The organism is Brevundimonas denitrificans (assembly GCF_030160755.1).
In the GTDB taxonomy this organism is placed as follows: domain Bacteria; phylum Pseudomonadota; class Alphaproteobacteria; order Caulobacterales; family Caulobacteraceae; genus Brevundimonas; species Brevundimonas denitrificans.
In genome coordinates this window covers 37,422-55,596 of the sequence record NZ_BSOY01000012.1, presented here as the reverse complement: position 1 = coordinate 55,596, position 18,175 = coordinate 37,422, and the positions used below count along the sequence as shown (strand labels likewise).

Sequence of the window (18,175 nt, the reverse complement as noted above, 5' to 3'; positions counted from 1 at the left end):
TGACCGCCCAGGCCGAGGTCGCCCGCGCCCGCGGCGCGCCCGGCGGCGGTTTCGCCCGTCCGCTGAAGCCCGAGGATGACCGCGACAAGCGGTTCTCGGACGCCGGCAAGGCCGTCAGCCGCACCCGCGGCGAGCCCAAGCGCCGCGAAGGCCGCCTGACCATCCAGTCGGTCGCCGGCGACGGCGACACCGCCGAGCGGATGCGTTCGCTGGCCTCGGTTCGCCGGGCCCGCGAACGCGAGAAGGAAAAGCGCAAGGGCGGCTCCACCGACGCCCCGAACCGTCCGCGCGAAGTCGTCATCCCTGACGTCATCACCGTGCAGGAGCTGTCCAACCGGATGGCCGTGCGTGGCGTCGACATCATCAAATTCCTGATGAAGCAGGGCCTGATGATGAAGATCAACGACGTCATCGACACCGACACCGCCGAACTGGTGGCCGACGAATTCGGCATGACCGTGCGCCGCGTGTCGGAATCCGACGTCGAGGCCGGCTTCCTGTCCGACGCGATCGACGAAGAAGCGACCACGCCCCGCGCGCCCGTCGTGGCCATCATGGGCCACGTCGACCACGGCAAGACCTCGCTGCTGGACGCCCTGCGCACCACCGACGTCGCCTCGGGCGAGGCCGGCGGCATCACCCAGCACATCGGGGCCTATCAGGTCCGCCTGCCCAACGACGACCGCGTCACCTTCCTCGACACGCCCGGCCACGCCGCCTTCTCGGCGATGCGGGCGCGCGGGGCCAATGTGACCGACATCGTGGTTCTGGTCGTGGCCGCCGACGACGGCGTCATGCCCCAGACCATCGAGGCCATCCAGCATGCCAAGGCGGCCAACGCCCCGATCATCGTGGCGGTCAACAAGATCGACAAGCCGGACGCCAATCCGCTCAAGGTCGTCAATGAACTGCTGCAGTACGAAGTCATCGCCGAGAGCCTGGGCGGCGACACCCAGATCATCGAGGTTTCGGCCAAGAACCGCACCAACCTGGACGGCCTGATCGACGCCATCCTGGTGCAGGCCGAGATGATGGACCTGAAGGCCGACCCGGAACGCTCCTCGGAAGGCGTGGTCATCGAGGCCAAGCTGGACAAGGGCCGCGGTCCCGTCGCCACCGTTCTGGTCAAGCGCGGCACCCTGCGCCGCGGCGACATCGTCGTCGCCGGTTCGGCCTGGGGCAAGGTTCGCGCCCTGCTCAACGAGCGCAACGAACAGCTGACCGAGGCCGGTCCGTCGGTCCCGGTCGAGATCCTCGGCCTGAACGAGGCCCCCAGCCCCGGCGAGCCCCTCGCCGTCGTGGAATCCGAAGCCCGCGCCCGCGAGCTGACCGAATACCGCGACCGCGTGAAGCGCGAGAAGGCCACGGGCGGCATCAACCAGGTCAGCCTGGTCGACATGATGTCCAAGCTGCAGTCCAAGAAGGTCTCGGAATTGCCGGTCCTCATCAAGGCCGACGTCCAGGGCTCGGCCGAGGCCATCGTCGGCGCGCTCGAGAAGATGGGCAACGAGGAGGTCCGCGCCCGCACCGTCTATTCGGGCGCCGGCGGCATCACCGAGAGCGACGTCCAGCTGGCCAAGTCGGCCGGCGCGCCGATCCTCGGCTTCAACGTCCGCGCCTCGAAACAGGCCCGCGACCTGGCCGAGCGCGAAGGCGTCGAGATCCGCTACTATGCGATCATCTACGACCTGCTCGACGACATGAAGGGCGTGCTCTCGGGCATGCTGGCCCCGCTGCAACGGGAAACCTTCCTGGGCAATGCGGCGGTGCTGCAGGTGTTCGACATCTCCAAGACCGGCAAGATCGCCGGTTGCCGGGTGTCCGAAGGCGTCGTCCGCAAGGGCGCCAAGGTCCGTATCATCCGCGACGACGTCGTGGTTCTGGAACTGGGCACCCTCACGACGCTCAAACGCTTCAAGGACGAGGTCAACGAGGTCCCGTCGGGCCAGGAGTGCGGCATGCATTTCCAGGGCTTCCAGGACATCAAGGCCGGCGACTACATCGAGTGCTTCACCGTCGAAGAGATCAAGCGCACGCTGGACTAGGTTCGCACGAACCCCGTCTCCCTCCCCCTCCGGGGGAGGGAGACGGGGTCAGTCGCCGTCATTCCGCCCCATCCGCTGTGGATGAGTTCGCCATGCGCCCTTTCCTGATCCCCCTGCTCGCCTTCTCCGCCGTCGCCGGACCGGCCGCGGCCGAGACGCGCTATCTGGCCTATGACGCCTCCGACCGCGTCACCCAGGCCATGACGCGCGGCATCACGCTGGAGGCCGACCGCGGCCTGTTCGGCGCCATCAGCGTGCGGCGGATCATCTCGACCTCCAACCGCGGCTCGGCCGACATCCGGCGCGGCGGTCCCGACGCTGTGCGGCAGGCCCTGCCCGCCGGCTCGCGGGAAGCCTCGGTCTATACGATCGCGCCGGAAGGCGGCGGCCGGAGCCTGAGCCGGGCCCTGTGCCCCGGCGCGGACGAGGCCTGGATGGTGCTGGGCCGGGTCCGGCTGGGCCGGCCCATGACCGTGCACGCGGTCGGCCGCTGGCCGGACGGCGGCTACCGGCATTGCGTCCGGCTGGCCTACAATTGGCGCGGCGAATGGGCCATGCCGCCCGCGAGCGGCCCCGGCGACGACGTCCGCCTCCCCACTCCCTGAAGCACCTGTGGCGCGATAGTCATTCCCGCCGCTGCAGACACCCGCTAGGGTTGCGGCCATGACGGTCGCCGGGATCCGCAGCACCCCCCGCCAGACGGGTTTGAAGAGCCTCGCCGGCGGGCTGGCCTTCCTGTGCCTGGTGCTGTTCCTGCTGGCCATCGAACAGAAGCAGGCCGTGGCCGCCTGGGCCGCGATCCGCGACGATGCGGCGCCCGCGGCCGGGCGCGTGGCGGACTGGGCGGGGCGACTGGTCTCGGGCGAAGGCGACGGCATGACCGGCCTAAGGGCCGCCCTCGCCGACGACGGCAACCCGCTGGTCGCGGCCCCGACCGACGCGGTCCTGGCCGGCGAGTTCGGCCCGGCGGACGAGACGACGCGCGCGGCCCTGGGCGGCGCGACCTTCGCCGGCGCCATGGTGCGGTTCGACACGGGCGACAGTTACCGCACCTCGCCCCTGCGGATCGCCGCCGGGCGCGAGCCTTTCGTCTTCGGACAGACCTTCGCCGACCGGCTGGAAGCCCCCGCCGACGCCCAGATCGAGCTGCGACGGATCCTTCCCGTCTCGCGCGGCGAGCCGGTGAAACCCTCGGCGCTGTGCGGCGGCGAAACGCCGGGCCTGATCGCCCTGCTGCATCGTCGCGACCGGGTCGATCTGATGCTGTTCCGCTCCCCGGCCCGTCTGGGACCGGACGCGCCGGTCGCCACCCTGTGCGGCGCGTGGCGGCTCAAGGCTCGATGAGGCGCCGCTTCGAAGGATACGGCCTCGGGCCTCTGGTCGCCGCCATGGCTCTCGGCGCCGCGGCCGCCCTCTGGACCTGGACCGCGCCGGGCGATCCCGCCCTGTGGCCCGCGACCGACGCCGGGGTCGAGGTGCAGGTGCTCGACAACGGTTTCCACACCGATCTGGCCGTGCCGCGCGCCCTGCTCGAGGCGCGGACCGGACCTCTGGCCGAGGCGGTGCGCGGCCTGCCGCCGGGCGACTGGATCCTGATCGGCTGGGGCGACGCCAGATTCTATGTCGATCAAAGCCCGATGACCGACCGCCTGCCCGACGGGGCGCGGGCCTTCTTCCGCCCCGGCAACGCCTCGGTGATCATGCTCGACCCGACCCGGCGCGATCCCCGTGAGCTGGTCGCCGCCGACCGGCGCCGCGCGTTGCGCCTGTCCGCCGCCGGCTTCGAGGCCATGGCCGACCATATCGAGGCCTCACTGGACCTGCGGCACGGCCGCGCCCGCATCGCCGCCGCCCGCGCCGGCGACGACGCCCGCTTCTTCGCCAGCCATGAACATTTCTGGATCGGCCGGCTCTGCAACCACTGGAGCGCCGGCGTGCTCAACGCCGCGGGCCTGCCCGCCCGGCCGCTGCGCGCCGTCACCTCCTCCGAAGTGATGGCCACGGTCGAGCGCGCGCAATTGGACACAGAGGCCCCACGGGACTAGACGCCTCCCCTTCGCTTTTGAGAGCCGGGTCCGATCCCCGACAGGCGACGAGGACAGAGTGATGAGCAACCGCAAACCCCGAAAGCCCGCCGCCAAGGCCGGCACGGTCAGCCAGCGCCAGCTGCGCGCCTCCGAAATGATCCGCCACGCCCTGGTCGAGGTCATGCGTGAGAACGAGATCCGCGACCCGGCCCTGGTCGGCGTCTCCGTCACCGTGACCGAGGTGCGGCTGTCGCCCGACCTGAAACACGCCACCTGTTTCGTCGAGCCGCTGGGCGCCGGCGTCGAGACCGCGCCGGTCGCCGGCCATATCGACGAGATCGTCAAGGCGCTGAACGCCCACGCCAAATTCCTGCGCGGCGCGCTGGGGCGGCATATCGAGATGCGCTTCACCCCCGACCTGCGCTTCCGCCACGACGAGAGCTTCGCCGCCGCCGAACGCCTCAACCGCCTGCTCGACGACCCCCGCGTCCGCGCCGACGTCTATGTCTCGCCGTTCGCGGATGACGACGCGGACGAGGACCTGACGTGAAACCCGCCCTTCGGCTGGCGTTCGCGCTGGCCCTGCTGGCCCCGGGTCTCTCGGGTTGCCTGACCGCCGCCGCCGCGCTCATGGTGGTCGATCTGGCGGAGACGGATCGCAGGGCCCGGGAAGACTATCATCTCCCGCGTCTGGACATCTTCGCCCAGGACGGCGAGCAGGCTTTCGACGGCCCCTTCGGCCCGGCCCGCCTGCGCATCGAGGATGGCGTCGCGACGGTTGATCTGCCCGGCTGTGCGACATTCTCCGGACGACTGCGGAGTGAAACCACGACAACCTACGCCTGGTTTGTCTGGGACATCGGGGAGCCCCGGCCGGAGTGGCGCAGGGTTTGGGGACTGGAACCAGAGCGGGTCCAGGTCCTCGCTCCAGCCTGTGAGGGACTGGGCCGGGCCCAACGCATTCAGATGGTGACGGCGTACAGGGGGCGGGACCGGGGCGGCTACGGCTCGGCGCTGTTCGTCCAGGGGCTGCGCACGCCGGCTGCCGACCGGTTTTTGGTCGCCAACGAACAGGTTTTCGCCAAAGCGTTCGGGTCACCCTGATGGGCCGCCGCAAGAAGGGCGAGATCGTCAACGGCTGGGTCTGTCTCGACAAGCCGTTCGGCATGGGTTCGACCGAGGCGGTCTCGAAAGTCCGCCGCCTGTTCGACGCCCAGAAGGCGGGCCACGCCGGCACGCTCGATCCGCTGGCCTCCGGCATCCTGCCCATCGCCCTGGGCGAGGCGACCAAGACCGTCCCCTTCATGATGGAGGCGCAGAAGGTCTATCGCTTCACGATCAACTGGGGGATTTCGACCGACAGTCTCGACCGCGAGGGCGAGATCGTCGCCCGCTCGGACGTACGGCCCGATGTCGAGGCGGTGCGCGCGGCCTTGGAGGCCTTCGTCGGCGAGATCGATCAGGTCCCGCCCCAGTTCAGCGCCATCAAGGTCGACGGCCAGCGCGCCTATGACCTGGCCCGCGAGGGCGCCGAGTTCGAACTGGCCAGCCGCCGGGTGATGATCCATGAGGCCGCTGTAAGCGACGCGCCCGACGCCGACCATGTCGAGCTGACCATCCGCACCGGCAAGGGCGTCTATGTGCGTTCGCTGGCCCGCGATCTGGCCGCGGCGCTCGGCGCCGAGGGGCATGTTTCGGCCCTGCGCCGCGAGCGGGTCGGGCCGTTCTCGACGGAAAACGCCGTCACGCTGGATTTCCTGACCGATCTGGTGCATAGGGACGCCGCCTCGGAAGGCTTGCTTCCCGTCGCGACCGCCCTGGACGACATCCCGGAGCTGGCCGTGACGGATCAGGACGCCTTCTCGCTTCGTCAGGGACGACCGATCGTTCTGCTCCCCGGACAGGTCGAAACGCTCAAGAGCCGCCTTCGGGACGGCTCCAGAACCGTTTCAGCCTTTCAGGGTCAGACCCTCGTCGCTCTCGGTCAGTTGCGGGCCGGCCGGCTAGAACCCGACCGCGTATTTAACCTCCAACTGCCCTCAAGTAGCGCTTAGCGCGGTAGGGCAAGGAAAGGATACCCGATGTCGATTACGCCCGAGCGTAAGAACGAAGTCATCACCGAGAACGCCCGCTCCGCCGGCGACACCGGTTCGGCCGAGGTCCAGGTCGCGATCCTTTCGGAACGCATCGCCAACCTCACCGACCACTTCAAGACCCACAAGAAGGACAACCACTCGCGCCGCGGCCTGCTCAAGATGGTCTCGCAGCGTCGTCGCCTTCTTGACCACCTCAGCAAGGTCGATCGCGAGCGCTACACCGCTCTGATCGGCAAGCTGAACCTGCGCCGCTAGGCGCGGAACGCGGATGAGATTTGGGGCGCGGGCCATGTCCGCGCCTCTTTCCGCATCCAGAGACCAGCCGCGCGCCGCGGTACGATCGGCGCATGACGCGAGGGCCATACCGGTCCTCTTCTCCCGGGTTTTCCGCGATGGCGCGGTGACCCATGGACCGAAGGACTGAACGCCCGACGCTCCACCCACTGATGGGACCCCGCGCGGAATCCGCCCGCGGGATATGAAAGACGAAAATGTTCGATATCAAACGCAAGACGATCGACTGGGCCGGACGCCCGCTGACCCTCGAAACGGGCCGCATCGCCCGTCAGGCTGACGGCGCCGTTCTGGCCACCTACGGCGAGACCGTCGTCCTCGCCACCGTCGTCTACGGCCGCGCGCCCAAGCCGGGCCTGGATTTCTTCCCGCTGACCGTCAACTACCAGGAAAAGACCTTCGCCGCCGGCAAGATCCCGGGCGGCTATTTCAAGCGTGAAGGCCGTCCGACCGAGAAGGAGACGCTCGTCTCCCGCCTGATCGACCGCCCGATCCGCCCGCTGTTCGTCAAGGGCTTCAAGAACGAGACCCAGGTCGTCATCACCGTGCTGCAGCACGACATGGAGAACGATCCGGACGTCGTCGGCATGGTCGCCGCCTCCGCCGCCCTGACCATCTCGGGCGTGCCCTTCATGGGCCCGATCGGCGCCGCGCGCGTCGGCTATATCGACGGCGAGTTCGTGCTGAACCCGACCCTCGACCAGCTCCCGGCCAGCCAGCTCGACCTCGTCGTCGCCGGCACCCAGGACGCCCTGATGATGGTCGAATCCGAAGCCAAGGAGCTGTCGGAAGACATCATGCTGAACGCCCTGATGTTCGGCCATCGCGGCATGCAGCCGGTGATCGAGGCCATCATCGAAATGGCCGAGCACGCCGCCAAGGAGCCCTTCGACTTCCAGCCCGACGACGTGTCGGACATCGTCACCTCGATCCAGTCGCTGGTCGGCGAGGACATCAAGGCCGCCTACACCCACGCCGGCAAATACGATCGCCGCACGGGCGTCGACACGGCCAAGAAGGCCGCCGCCGCCAAGCTGGTGAAGACCGATGAGAACCCCGACGGCGTCGACGCCTCGCGGTTCGGCGTGGCCTTCAAGGAATGCGAAGCCCACGTCCTGCGTCGCGACATCATCGACAACGGGCACCGCGTCGACGGCCGCGCCCTCGACAAGGTCCGCGACATCGTCTCGGAAGTCGGCGTCTTCCCACGCACCCACGGTTCGGCCCTGTTCACCCGCGGTGAGACCCAGGCCATCGTGGTCGCCACCCTCGGCACCGGCGAGGACGAGCAGTACGTCGACGCCCTGAGCGGGACGTACAAGGAGAAATTCCTCCTCCACTACAACTTCCCTCCCTATTCGGTCGGCGAGACCGGCCGGATGGGCGGCGCGGGCCGTCGGGAAATCGGTCACGGCAAGCTGGCCTGGCGGGCGATCCGTCCCATGCTGCCGTCGTCGGAAGACTTCCCCTACACCATCCGTCTGGTGTCGGAGATCACCGAGTCCAACGGCTCCTCCTCGATGGCCACGGTCTGTGGTTCGTCGCTGGCGCTGATGGACGCGGGCGTGCCGCTGGTTCGCCCCGTCTCGGGCATCGCCATGGGGCTGATCCTCGAGCCCTCGGGCGAGTTCGCCATCCTGTCGGACATCCTGGGCGATGAAGATCACCTCGGCGACATGGACTTCAAGGTGGCCGGCACGCGCGAAGGCATCACCTCGCTGCAGATGGACATCAAGGTCGCGGGCATCACCGAAGAGATCATGCGCAAGGCGATCGCCCAGGCTTCGGCCGGCCGCCTGCACATCCTCGACGAGATGGACAAGGCCATCGACGGCGCCCGCAGCGAGCTGGGCGAGTACGCGCCCAAGATCGAGTCGATCAAGGTTCCGACCGACAAGATCCGCGACATCATCGGCACCGGCGGCAAGATCATCCGCGAGATCGTCGAAAAGACCGGCGCCAAGATCAACATCGAGGACGACGGCACGGTGAAGATCGCCGCCTCCGACCAGGAGAAGATCGACGCCGCCAAGAACTGGATCTCGTCGATCGTGTCCGAGCCCGAGCCCGGCATGATCTACACCGGCAAGGTCGTGAAGGTCGTCGACTTCGGCGCCTTCGTGAACTTCTTCGGCGCCAAGGACGGCCTGGTCCATGTGTCCCAGATCTCCCTGGAACGCGTCGCCAACCCGGCCGACGTCCTGACCGAAGGCCAGGAAGTGAAGGTCAAGTTCCTGGGCATGGACGATCGCGGCAAGACCAAGCTGTCGATGAAGGTCGTCGATCAGACCACCGGCGAGGACATCACCGACAAGATCAACGCCGAGCGCGCTGAACGCGGCGAAGCCCCGCTGTCCGACGACACCGGCGGCCGTCCCAAGCGTGAAGGCGGCGGCGGTGATCGCGACCGCGGTCGCAGCCGTCGTTAAGACGCGGCGTCACGTCTGAAAAGCAGAAGGCCCCGGTGGAAACACCGGGGCCTTTTCCTTGCTCCCCGGCCGGGGCTTGCCGGGGGGCCTCGATTGACGGGCGATCATACCGCCTGACAAACATCGCACAGGCGTTCGACCGGATCGCACTGACGCGCGCAGCGTCGTCACACGACAGGAGGCATCAGGTGTCGCGACTGCAGCTTACCTCGTCCTCCCTTCTGCTCGCCCTTGTCGTCACCCTGACCGCCTGTGGTCAGGCGAACGACGCCGACGGCGCCCAGGCCGCCGTCGAGGCTCCGACGGCCGGCGTCCAGGGGGCCACCGCAAGGGTCGAGGTTCCCAAGGTCGAGCGGGAAGGCGTCTGGCGCCCGACCCCCGGCGGGACGCAGGAGCCGCTCTGGCCCGCAAACGTCCCGCTGGCGAAGCCCGACAGCGGTGATCGTCCCGAGATGACCGGCAATGGCTCGCCCACCGTGGGCGGCAGGCCTTGGCATTGGGCGACCTATGTCACCCGGCCGACCATGACCGTCTATCGGCCGAAGGGGCGCAACACCGGAGCCGCGATGCTGGTCCTGCCCGGCGGTGGATTTCGCGCCGTGGCCATGGACCTCGAAGGCACGGAGATCTGCGACTGGGTGATCCGGCAGGGCATGACCTGCGTCGTGCTCAAATACCGGACGCCGCAGGTCTGGCCGTCGGTGAACGGCCGCCAGCAGCGGCCGGAGGTGCTTCTGGGTCTGGAAGACGCCCAGCGCGCCATGGCCCTGCTGCGCCATCGCGCCTCTGATTACGGGATCGATCCGCGGAAGGTCGGTGTGATCGGCTTCTCGGCCGGCGCCTATCTCGTCGCCAACATCAGCAATACGGATGCGCGGACCTATCCGCTGACCGACGCCGCCGACCGGCAATCCTCGCGGCCTGACTTTGCGATCGTCGCCTATACCGCCCGCATGCTGGACAACAGCGAAGGCAGAAACAACCTTCAGCTCCAGCCCTGGGTGACGATCAGTCCGGACGCGCCGCCGACGCTGATCATTCACGCCATGGACGACCCCGTCGACGATATCCGGCAGCCGATGGCCTATGCGCTGGCGCTCAACGACGCCGGCGTGCCGGTGGACATGCGTCTCTATGCGAGGGGCGGCCATGCCTTCGGGATGCGGCCGACAGCCGATCCGGTCACCACGGACTGGCCGGTGCAGGTCAGGAACTGGCTGCTCAGCACCGGGGTGTTGTGACCCCTACCGCGGCGCCCGCTTGGCCAGGATCCGCTGCAGCGTCCGCCGGTGCATGCCCAGCCGCCGCGCCGTTTCCGAGACATTGTGGTCGCACAGCTCATAGACGCGCTGGATATGCTCCCAGCGCACCCGGTCGGCGCTCATCGGATTGTCGGGCGGCTCGGGGGCCTCGCCGGTGGCCAGCAGGGCCTTGACCACATCGTCGGCGTCGGCGGGCTTCTGCAGATAGTCGACCGCCCCGGCCTTGACCGCCGCGACCGCCGTGGCGATGGCGCCGTAGCCGGTCAGCATGACGATGCGGGCGTCCTCGCGCCGGTCGCGGATGGCCTCGACCACCTTCAGCCCGTTGCCGTCCTCCAGCCGCATGTCCAGCACGGCGAAGGCGGGGATGGAGGTCTTCAGCGCCTCGAAGGCCTCGGCCAGCGACGCCGCGAGGGTCACCTCGAACCCGCGACTCTCCAGCGCCCGACCCAGACGGGTCCGCAGGGCGTTGTCGTCGTCGAGCACCAGCAGCGTCTTGTCGGCGAGGGCGGCGATCCGGTCTTCGGCGTCAGGCATCAGGCGTCTCCAGCGGGCTCAAGTCGGTAACGATACGCCGACGGTCAAGGTTCAGACGGGGGGTGCGACATCACGACGAGACCTCCAGCGCCGGGCGCGGCCAGCGCACGGCGACGCGCGCGCCCTTGGGCTGACCCTTCACCGGCGTCGGCCCGCCGTCGCCGGGACCGACAAAGACCTTGCCGCCCGTCCGCTCCAGCAGGGTGCGGGCGATGAAGAAGCCCAGCCCCATGCCGCCCTGGCTGGGGGCGATGGTTTCCGGCGCGGGCTCGGACTTCGTCGTCTTCTTCCCCTTGCGGCCGGGGGTGGCGGCGGCGACCGAGGCGGCGATCTGGGCCGACAGGGCCCGGCGCGCCTTGCCCTGGGGCCGGCTGGTCACATAGGGCTCGCCGAGGCGGGGCAGGATGTCTGCGGGGAAGCCGGGGCCGTCGTCCACGACCTCGATCTCGATGAAGCCGGCGTCGATGATGGCCCGTACCCGCACCCTCCCCGCGGCGAAGTCGGCGGCGTTCTCGACCAGGGTCGACAGGCCGTGCACCACCTCGGGCAGGCGGCGGACGCGGGGCGCGGGCTCTCCTGACGCCGTGCGCACGGAGACCTCGAAATCGAGGTCGAAGCCGCGGTGCGGCTCCACCACCTCTTCCAGCAGGGCCTTCAGCCCGACCTCGGCGAAGGCCGTCTCGCCCTCCTCCGGCTGTTGCGACAGGCGTTTGAGGATGTCGCGGCAGCGTTCGGCCTGCTGCAGGATCAGGGCCGCGTCCTCGGCCGCCGGTCCGTCCTTGGCCGAGCCGCGCAACAGCTCGCGGGCCACCACCTGGATGGTCGCCAGCGGCGTGCCCAACTCATGCGCCGCCGCCGCCGCCAGCCCGCCCAGCGCCGCCAGCCGCTGCTCGCGCTGCAACACGTCCTGGGTGGTGGCCAGGGCCAGCTCCAGCTTCTCGGCGTCGGCGGCCACCCGCCACGCATAGGCCGAGGTGAAGATAACGCCCGTCACCAGCGCCAGGCCGATGCCGAATTTGTAGAGCGGCGGCAGGTTCAGCTCGGTCCCCGCCTGCCACGGCAGCGGCAGGGAGACGAAGAACAGACTGACCGTCGCGGCCAGCACCAGCAGCCCCATCAGCGCCGCCTGCCGCCCCGGCAGCGAGGCCGCCGCCACCGTCACCGGCGCCACCAGCAGCAGGCAGAAGGGGTTCTGCAGCCCCCCTGTCAGCCCCAGCAGAACCGACAGCTGCAGGATGTCGAAGCCGAGGTGAGCCGCCGTCATCCGTCCGTCGGGCAGGGAGCCGTCGCTGCGCTTGAGCCGGGCGGTGGCGTTCAGGTTCATCGCCACGCTGGCGGCGATGGCGGCCAGACACCCCCACAGCGGCAGGTCGAAATGGAAATAGAGGGTCGCGATCCCGATGGTGGCAGTCTGCCCCGCGATGGCCATCCAGCGCAGAATGACGAGCGTGCGCAGGGACAGGCCCCGGCTGCGGCGCGGCAGGTTGCGCCAGCCCGGGAAACGGCCCGGATCGTCCGGCGCGAACTGCGACGGGGACCGCGGCGCCGGCTGCGGCTTTTGAGGCTCTTGGGACAGGCTCACGCCTCTTCTATAGACCGGCTGCGCGCGGGCGTGCGCGTTTTCGAGAGGGGCCATGATGCCGCGCCGATCCATCCTGCTGTTCGCCGGTCTCTGTATCGTCCTGGCCGCCGTTCTCGCGGTCGGAACCATCGTGGTGGTGACCGGCCGCGGCGACGCCGGGTCAGCCTCGCGCCAGATCGGCTCCACGGGTCAGCCCAGCGTCGGCGGCCCCTTCCAGCTGGTGAACCAGAACGGTCAGGCGGTCGACCAGACCCTGCTGGACGGGAAATGGTCCCTGGTCTTCTTCGGCTTCACCTATTGTCCGGACTACTGCCCCACCACCCTTGGCATGCTCGAGGCCACAAAACGGGCGCTGGGCGACCGGGCCGACGACGTCCAGATCATCTTCATCTCGGTCGATCCCGGGCGCGACACGCCCCAGGCGCTGAAGGACTATCTGTCCTCGGACGGCTTTCCCGAGGGGGTCATCGGCCTGACCGGCACGCCGGAACAGATCCGGGCCGCCGCTGACGCGTATCGCGCCTCCTATCAGAAGGTCGGCGAGGGCGAGGCCTATACGATGAACCACTCGCTGACGATCTATCTGATGGGCCCGGACGGCCGCTTCCGCAGCGCGCTGGGCCACGACCTCGGGCCGGCGAACGCCGCCCGGATCATCGAACAGGCCATGGCGCGCGGATGACGGCGTCACGGCCCGTTCGTTTCCCTATCCCTTGCGGCCCACCACCGCCTGAAGCTGGAGCCGCTTGAGTTCCCGCATCAGCCGGTTGGCCTGCAGTTCCGGCATCATCCCCAGTTTGATGATCAGGGCCATCAGCACCAGCACGGCGGCCGGCAAGCCCCAATGCAGGGCCGACAGAGGCGTCTCGGCCTCAAAAAACCGCCACCACGCCCACAGGCCGCCGACGAACAGCGCCGCCTGCACGACCATCATGACGACATTGACCCAGCCGTTGGGTCCCCCGAGCAGGCCGAAGGCCTGTTCGAAGAAACCCGGCTCACGCGCCGTCTCGCGAAACAGGGCCTGTTCCTCGCCGTCGAGGGCTTCCTCGATCATCCGGTCGATATCCTGCATCACACGTCTCCTTCCAGAACCGCGCGCAAGGTGCGGCGGGCATGCATCAGGCGGGTCTTCACCGTGCCCGCCGGCACGTTCAGGGCGATCGCCACCTCGGCGATGTCCATGTCCTCGAGATAAAACAGGCCGACCGCGGCGCGCTGCGCCTCCGGCAGGGCGGCGAGGGCCGTCCGCAAGCGGGCGGATGCGCCGGGATCGCCGCCTTCCGGCGACGCGATATCCACGACCGGCTCGATCGCGACGGCCGCCGTCAGGGCGCGGTCGCGACGCACCCGGCCGATCTGCCGGGCGCAGCGGCGCGTCACGATCTGATAGGCCCAGGCTGGAAAGGCGCGCTCGTCGCGCAGCCGGTCCACGCCGCGCACGATCTCGATCCAGCCGTCCTGGGCGGCCTCACGCGCCAAATCGACGTCGCCGGTCAGACGCCAGGCGTGGGCCAGCAGTTTCCTGCCCCAACGCTGCGCCAACAGGTCGAACGCCTTGCGATCTCCGGTTCGCGCGGACGCGACCAGATACTCGTCAAGAAGCTGCTCCCTGGTCCTGTCCATCTGCCGCCAATTCCGTTTCATATGAGAGGTGCGGACAAGTCGTCAGGCGGTTCAAGGAAATCGTGCGGTTGCCCAAACCCGCGGTAATTTCGCCCCTCAATAATCTTTTTGCAGTGCGATGCGTTCTATGGTGCTCTGCCGCGTAACGGCTGGGCCGTATCAAGGATTCCATGCTCTATTCGCTTCACGAGCTCGCCTATCATTCGGCGACGCCGTTCCGGTTCGGGGCCCAGATGGCCCGGCAGTTCTGGACCTCTCCCTTCAATCCCGCCTCGGAGACCGCGATCGGCCGCACGGCCTTCGCCTCGGCCGGTCTGTTCGAGAGCGTGACGCGCCGCTACGGCAAGCCCGCCTGGGGCGTTGAGACGATCACCATCGGCGACAAGCCGGTGCGGACCACCGAACAGGTGATCTGGTCCTCGCCCTGGTGCCGGCTGGTGCGGTTCGCGCGCCATCTCGGCGACCTGAAGCGCGCGGACAAGCCCACATCGGCGCCGGCGGTGCTGATCGTCGCCCCGCTGTCCGGCCACTACGCCACCCTGTTGCGCGGCACGGTCGAGGGCTTCCTGCAGGACCACGACGTCTATGTCACCGACTGGGTCAACGCCCGTCAGGTGCCGATGCTCGAGGGCCGGTTCGACTTCTTCGACTATATCGACCACGTCCGCACCATGCTGGGCCAGATCGGCCCGCGCGCCCACGTCGTCGGCGTCTGCCAGCCCGGACCGCCGGTGCTGGCCGCCTGCGCCATGATGGCCGAGGACAACGACCCCAACCGGCCCGCCTCCATGACCTTCATGGGCTCGCCGATCGACGCGCGGCTGTCCCCGACCGTGACCAACCAGCTGGCCGAGGCCAAGCCCTTCACCTGGTTCCGGTCGAACATGATCCACACCGTGCCCTGGCCCTATCCGGGCTTCGGGCGGCGCGTCTATCCGGGCTTCGTCCAGCTCTACAGCTTCATGTCCATGAACGAGGACAAGCACGTCGACGCCCACCGCGACTATTTCGGCCACCTGGTCTCGGGCGACGGCGACGCCGCCGAGAAGCACGAGGCCTTCTACGACGAATACCTCTCGGTGCTGGACCTGACCGAGGAATTCTATCTCCAGACCATCGACATCGTCTTCCAGCAGCATCTGCTGGCCCGCGGCCTGCTGGAGCATCGCGGGCGCAAGGTCGACCTGACCCGCATCACCGACATCGGCCTGATGACGGTCGAGGGCGGACAGGACGACATCTCCGGCGTCGGCCAGACCCAGGCCGCCCATACCCTGTGCACAGGCCTGCCGGACGCCAGACGGGTGCTGTATGTCCACCCCGATGTCGGCCACTATGGCGTCTTCAACGGACGCCGCTTCCGCGACGACATCTATCCGCGGGTGCGCGACTTCATCGCCAGGAACGAGGCCATAGTTGCAGTACCGGAACGGGCAGCGGCTGCCGCTTGAGGGTCTGACAGCCCGGCTGTCGGTCAATCCGCGCGCGCGCCGGCTGTCGATCCGCATCGACGCCCGCGCCGGCGAGGCGGTGCTGATCGCCCCGTCCGAGCGCAAACTGGCCGAGGTCGTCGCCTTCGCCCGCACCAAGACCGGCTGGATGCGTGAACGGCTGGCCGACCGGCCGCAGGGCACGCCGATCGAACCCGGCGCGCTGATCGACCTGTTCGGCCAGCCGACCCGGCTGACGGCCACCGGCGGCGCGGGGGCGGCCCGCCTGACCGAGGACGCCGACGGCCCCCTGATCGCCTCGGGCGGCGAGGGCGAGGCCTATGCCAGACGGGTCGAAAACCTGTTCAAGAGGGTGGCGAGAGAAACGCTCCAGACCCGAACCGATTTCCATCTCCGCACCCTCGGCCAGCGCCCGGTGAAGATGTCGATCGCCGATCCGAAATCCCGCTGGGGCTCGTGCAGCCCGCACAATCGCTCGATCCGCTACAGCTGGCGCGTGGTCATGGCCCCGCCGACGGTGATCGACTACCTCGCCGCCCATGAGGTGGCCCACCTGGTCCACGCCGACCACAGCCCGGCCTACTGGGCCGTGGTCCAGCGCCTGATCGGCGACCACCGCCCGCACCGCAAATGGCTGCGCGACAACGGCCCGGCGCTGCACGCGGTGGGCCGCTAGAAGAACAGCGGCTCGGACTTCTTCTCCGGCGGCGGAGCCGGTTCCGGCCGCTGGTCCGGCGGGTCGCGCTGCGGCTGGGGCGCGGTCGGGCGCACGATGGCCGGTCCCGGCTCGTTGCGGCGCGGCGGCGCCGGCTGGCGCGGCAGCGGCTCCAGCAGGGATTCGTCGAGCGGATCGATCTCGGAGCCGCCCGGCGGATTGTCGCCGAACAGGTCGCCGATACGGCCGATCAGGCTTTCGACCGGGCTCGGCGGCTGCCAGCCCTCGGGCATGGCCGGGCCGTTGGGGATGGCCGGGGCGTTCAGGCGCGGCAGGGCCGCCTCCATGAAGCCGCGCCAGATGGCCGCCGGCGACGAGCCGCCGGTGACGCCGCGCATCGGCGTATTGTCGTCCTTGCCGACCCAGACCGCGGTGACGAAGCCGCCGGTGTAGCCGACGAACCAGGCGTCCTTGTAGTCCGAGGTGGTGCCCGTCTTGCCGGCGATGTCGCGTCCGGCGATGGCCGCCGAACGGCCGGTGCCCGAGGTCATGACCCCGCGCAGCATCTGGTTCTGGTAATAGAGGAAGGGGTTCGAGATGGCCTGGATCGGCCCGTCGGCGCGGGAGGCGCGCTGGTAGATCACCCGGCCCTGCGGCGTGCGGATGCGGCTGATGCCATAGGCCGTCACCCGCTTTCCGCCGTTGGCGAAGGCGTCATAGGCCTGGGCCATTTCCAGCGGCGAGACCTCGACGGCCCCCAGCGCCATGGCCGGCTCCAGCCCGATCCGGCTGGTGATGCCGAGGCGGCGGGCGGTGCGGGCGACATTGTCGCGGCCGATCTGGTCCGCCATGCCGGCGGCGATGGTGTTGGTCGACTGGGCCACGGCCTGGGCCATGGTCATCTCGCCCGCGAACGAGCCCGAATAGTTGCGCGGCGACCAGTTGCCGATGCGGATCGGGGCGTCGTTGACCATGGTCTCCGGCGTGAAGCCGCTCTCCAGGGCCGTCAGATAGACGAACGGCTTGAACGCGGACCCGGCCTGGCGCCGCGCGTCGGTCGCGCGGTTGAATTGGCTGTCGGCATAGGAGGCGCCGCCGATCATGGCCCGCACCCGGCCCTCGCCGTCCAGCGCCACCAGGGCCGCCTGCTGCACGCCCTTGGAGCGGTCGCGGTCGAGGATGCGGCGCACCGACCGTTCGGCCTGGGTCTGCAGGGTCAGGTCGAGGGTCGTCTCGACGATCATGTCCTCGGTCGGCTCGCCGACCAGTTCGCGGATCTGCTTGTCCAGCCAGTCGATGAAATACTGGGCGTGCTGGGTGGCCAGGGTGCGGGAGACGCGGACCGGCTCGGTCACGGCGGCGGCGCGTTGTTCGGGCGTGATGACGCCGGCGTCGACCATCTCGTTCAGCACGACGGTTGCGCGGGTGGCGGCGCGCTCGCTCTCGGACACCGGCGAATAGCGCGACGGCGCCTTCAGCAGCCCGGCCAGAAGCGCCGCCTCGCCGACGGTCAGCTGGCGGGCGCTCTTGTCGAAATAGCGCTGCGAGGCCGCCTCGATGCCATAGGCGCCGGCGCCGAAATAGACCCGGTTCAGATACAGGGCGAGGATTTCCTCCTTGGAGAATTTCATCTCCAGCCAGACCGCCAGCATCAGCTCCTGGACCTTGCGCTTCATGTTCTGGTCGGGAGACAGGAACAGGTTCTTGGCCAACTGCTGGGTCAGGGTCGAGCCGCCCTGGACCACCCGCCCGGCGCGCATGTTGGCGGCCATGGCCCGGCTCATGCCGATCGGGTCGAAGCCGGGGTGGTGATAGAAGCGCCGGTCCTCGATGGCGATGAAGGCCGCGGGCACATAGTCGGGCAGGGCGTCCAGATCGGCGGGGGGGGCCTGTTGCGTCCCGCGCACCGCGATCAGGGCGCCGTTGCGGTCCAGATAGGTGATCGAGGGCTGGCGATCGACATTGTAGAGGGTCGAGGTGTTGGGCAGGTCGCGCGCGAAGACGGCGAAGAACACGACGAGGAAAATCAGCCCCCAGACCGCCAGCACCGCGCTCCAGTACATGACGCGCTGCCACGGCGTGCGCGCGGATTTCGGGCCCGCGCCGCCGCCACGTCCGAAGTTGAAGCCGGAACCCGCCATCGAAACCTCATCAAGCCGTACCCGGTCTTA

General features: G+C 69.0%; 18 protein-coding genes. 13 read left to right on the top strand and 5 right to left on the bottom strand.

Annotated features, from left to right (window positions below):
• The 10 genes from infB to QQJ79_RS04605 form a co-directional block, all read left to right on the top strand.
• Positions 1-2,045, top strand: a 2,045-nt coding sequence (gene infB, locus QQJ79_RS04650; RefSeq protein WP_284221617.1) for a translation initiation factor IF-2, incomplete at its 5' end; no start/stop codon positions are given.
• 92 nt (positions 2,046-2,137) lie between these two features.
• Positions 2,138-2,650, top strand: coding sequence for a hypothetical protein (locus tag QQJ79_RS04645; RefSeq protein WP_284221616.1), 513 nt, complete (start codon positions 2,138-2,140; stop codon positions 2,648-2,650).
• A 58-nt stretch (positions 2,651-2,708) separates the two neighbouring features.
• Positions 2,709-3,389, top strand: a complete 681-nt coding sequence (locus tag QQJ79_RS04640; RefSeq protein ID WP_284221614.1) for a hypothetical protein — start codon at positions 2,709-2,711, stop codon at positions 3,387-3,389.
• Positions 3,386-4,090, top strand: coding sequence for a DUF2459 domain-containing protein (locus QQJ79_RS04635; RefSeq protein WP_284221612.1), 705 nt, complete (start codon positions 3,386-3,388; stop codon positions 4,088-4,090). Before QQJ79_RS04640 ends, QQJ79_RS04635 begins: the two co-directional genes overlap by 4 nt.
• A gap of 61 nt (positions 4,091-4,151) precedes the next feature.
• Positions 4,152-4,622, top strand: a complete 471-nt coding sequence (gene rbfA, locus QQJ79_RS04630) for a 30S ribosome-binding factor RbfA (RefSeq protein WP_284221610.1) — start codon at positions 4,152-4,154, stop codon at positions 4,620-4,622.
• Positions 4,619-5,176, top strand: a complete 558-nt coding sequence (locus QQJ79_RS04625; protein ID WP_284221608.1) for a hypothetical protein — start codon at positions 4,619-4,621, stop codon at positions 5,174-5,176. The genes rbfA and QQJ79_RS04625 overlap by 4 nt, the downstream gene beginning before the upstream one ends.
• A complete protein-coding gene (gene truB / locus QQJ79_RS04620; protein ID WP_284221606.1) occupies positions 5,176-6,126 on the top strand; it encodes a tRNA pseudouridine(55) synthase TruB in 951 nt (316 codons plus the stop codon). The genes QQJ79_RS04625 and truB overlap by 1 nt, the downstream gene beginning before the upstream one ends.
• Positions 6,127-6,153: 27 nt before the next feature.
• Complete coding sequence (gene rpsO / locus QQJ79_RS04615) at positions 6,154-6,423, top strand: 30S ribosomal protein S15 (protein ID WP_284221604.1); 270 nt, start codon at positions 6,154-6,156, stop codon at positions 6,421-6,423.
• A gap of 236 nt (positions 6,424-6,659) precedes the next feature.
• The gene (pnp, locus tag QQJ79_RS04610) at positions 6,660-8,891 is read left to right on the top strand and encodes a polyribonucleotide nucleotidyltransferase (RefSeq protein WP_284221603.1); all 2,232 of its coding nucleotides are present in this window, start codon (positions 6,660-6,662) and stop codon (positions 8,889-8,891) included.
• 188 nt (positions 8,892-9,079) lie between these two features.
• On the top strand, positions 9,080-10,132 hold the full coding sequence (locus tag QQJ79_RS04605) for an alpha/beta hydrolase (protein WP_284221602.1): 1,053 nt from the start codon (positions 9,080-9,082) through the stop codon (positions 10,130-10,132).
• A 3-nt stretch (positions 10,133-10,135) separates the two neighbouring features.
• On the opposite strand, the gene QQJ79_RS04600 is transcribed toward QQJ79_RS04605, so the two are convergent.
• On the bottom strand, positions 10,136-10,690 hold the full coding sequence (locus tag QQJ79_RS04600; RefSeq protein ID WP_284221600.1) for an ActR/PrrA/RegA family redox response regulator transcription factor: 555 nt from the start codon (positions 10,688-10,690) through the stop codon (positions 10,136-10,138).
• Between the two features lie 70 nt (positions 10,691-10,760).
• Complete coding sequence (locus QQJ79_RS04595) at positions 10,761-12,272, bottom strand: ActS/PrrB/RegB family redox-sensitive histidine kinase (RefSeq protein ID WP_284221598.1); 1,512 nt, start codon at positions 12,270-12,272, stop codon at positions 10,761-10,763.
• A 55-nt stretch (positions 12,273-12,327) separates the two neighbouring features.
• On the opposite strand from QQJ79_RS04595, the gene QQJ79_RS04590 reads away from it, so the two are divergent.
• A complete protein-coding gene (locus tag QQJ79_RS04590) occupies positions 12,328-12,954 on the top strand; it encodes an SCO family protein (protein ID WP_284221595.1) in 627 nt (208 codons plus the stop codon).
• Between the two features lie 24 nt (positions 12,955-12,978).
• Here the strand turns inward: QQJ79_RS04590 and QQJ79_RS04585 are convergent, their stop codons facing one another.
• Together QQJ79_RS04585 and QQJ79_RS04580 are read right to left on the bottom strand one after the other, a co-directional pair.
• A complete protein-coding gene (locus tag QQJ79_RS04585; RefSeq protein WP_284221593.1) occupies positions 12,979-13,347 on the bottom strand; it encodes a DUF6768 family protein in 369 nt (122 codons plus the stop codon).
• Positions 13,347-13,898 (bottom strand): RNA polymerase sigma factor, encoded by a 552-nt coding sequence (locus tag QQJ79_RS04580; RefSeq protein ID WP_284221591.1) that lies wholly within the window; start codon positions 13,896-13,898, stop codon positions 13,347-13,349. Before QQJ79_RS04580 ends, QQJ79_RS04585 begins: the two co-directional genes overlap by 1 nt.
• A 170-nt stretch (positions 13,899-14,068) precedes the next feature.
• Here QQJ79_RS04580 and QQJ79_RS04575 point away from each other — a divergent pair, with 170 nt between their 5' ends.
• Together QQJ79_RS04575 and QQJ79_RS04570 are read left to right on the top strand one after the other, a co-directional pair.
• Positions 14,069-15,349: a polyhydroxyalkanoate depolymerase gene (locus QQJ79_RS04575; protein WP_284221589.1), complete on the top strand. Its 1,281-nt coding sequence runs from the start codon at positions 14,069-14,071 to the stop codon at positions 15,347-15,349.
• Entirely contained in the window at positions 15,315-16,025 is a 711-nt protein-coding gene (locus QQJ79_RS04570) for a M48 family metallopeptidase (RefSeq protein ID WP_284221587.1), read from the top strand. Before QQJ79_RS04575 ends, QQJ79_RS04570 begins: the two co-directional genes overlap by 35 nt.
• On the opposite strand, the gene QQJ79_RS04565 is transcribed toward QQJ79_RS04570, so the two are convergent.
• Positions 16,022-18,145 carry a transglycosylase domain-containing protein gene (locus tag QQJ79_RS04565; RefSeq protein WP_284221585.1) on the bottom strand — a complete coding sequence of 708 codons (2,124 nt, stop codon included), beginning with the start codon at positions 18,143-18,145 and terminating at the stop codon, positions 16,022-16,024. The two genes, QQJ79_RS04570 and QQJ79_RS04565, sit on opposite strands and share 4 nt — an antisense overlap.
• Between the last annotated feature and the right edge of the window lie 30 nt (positions 18,146-18,175).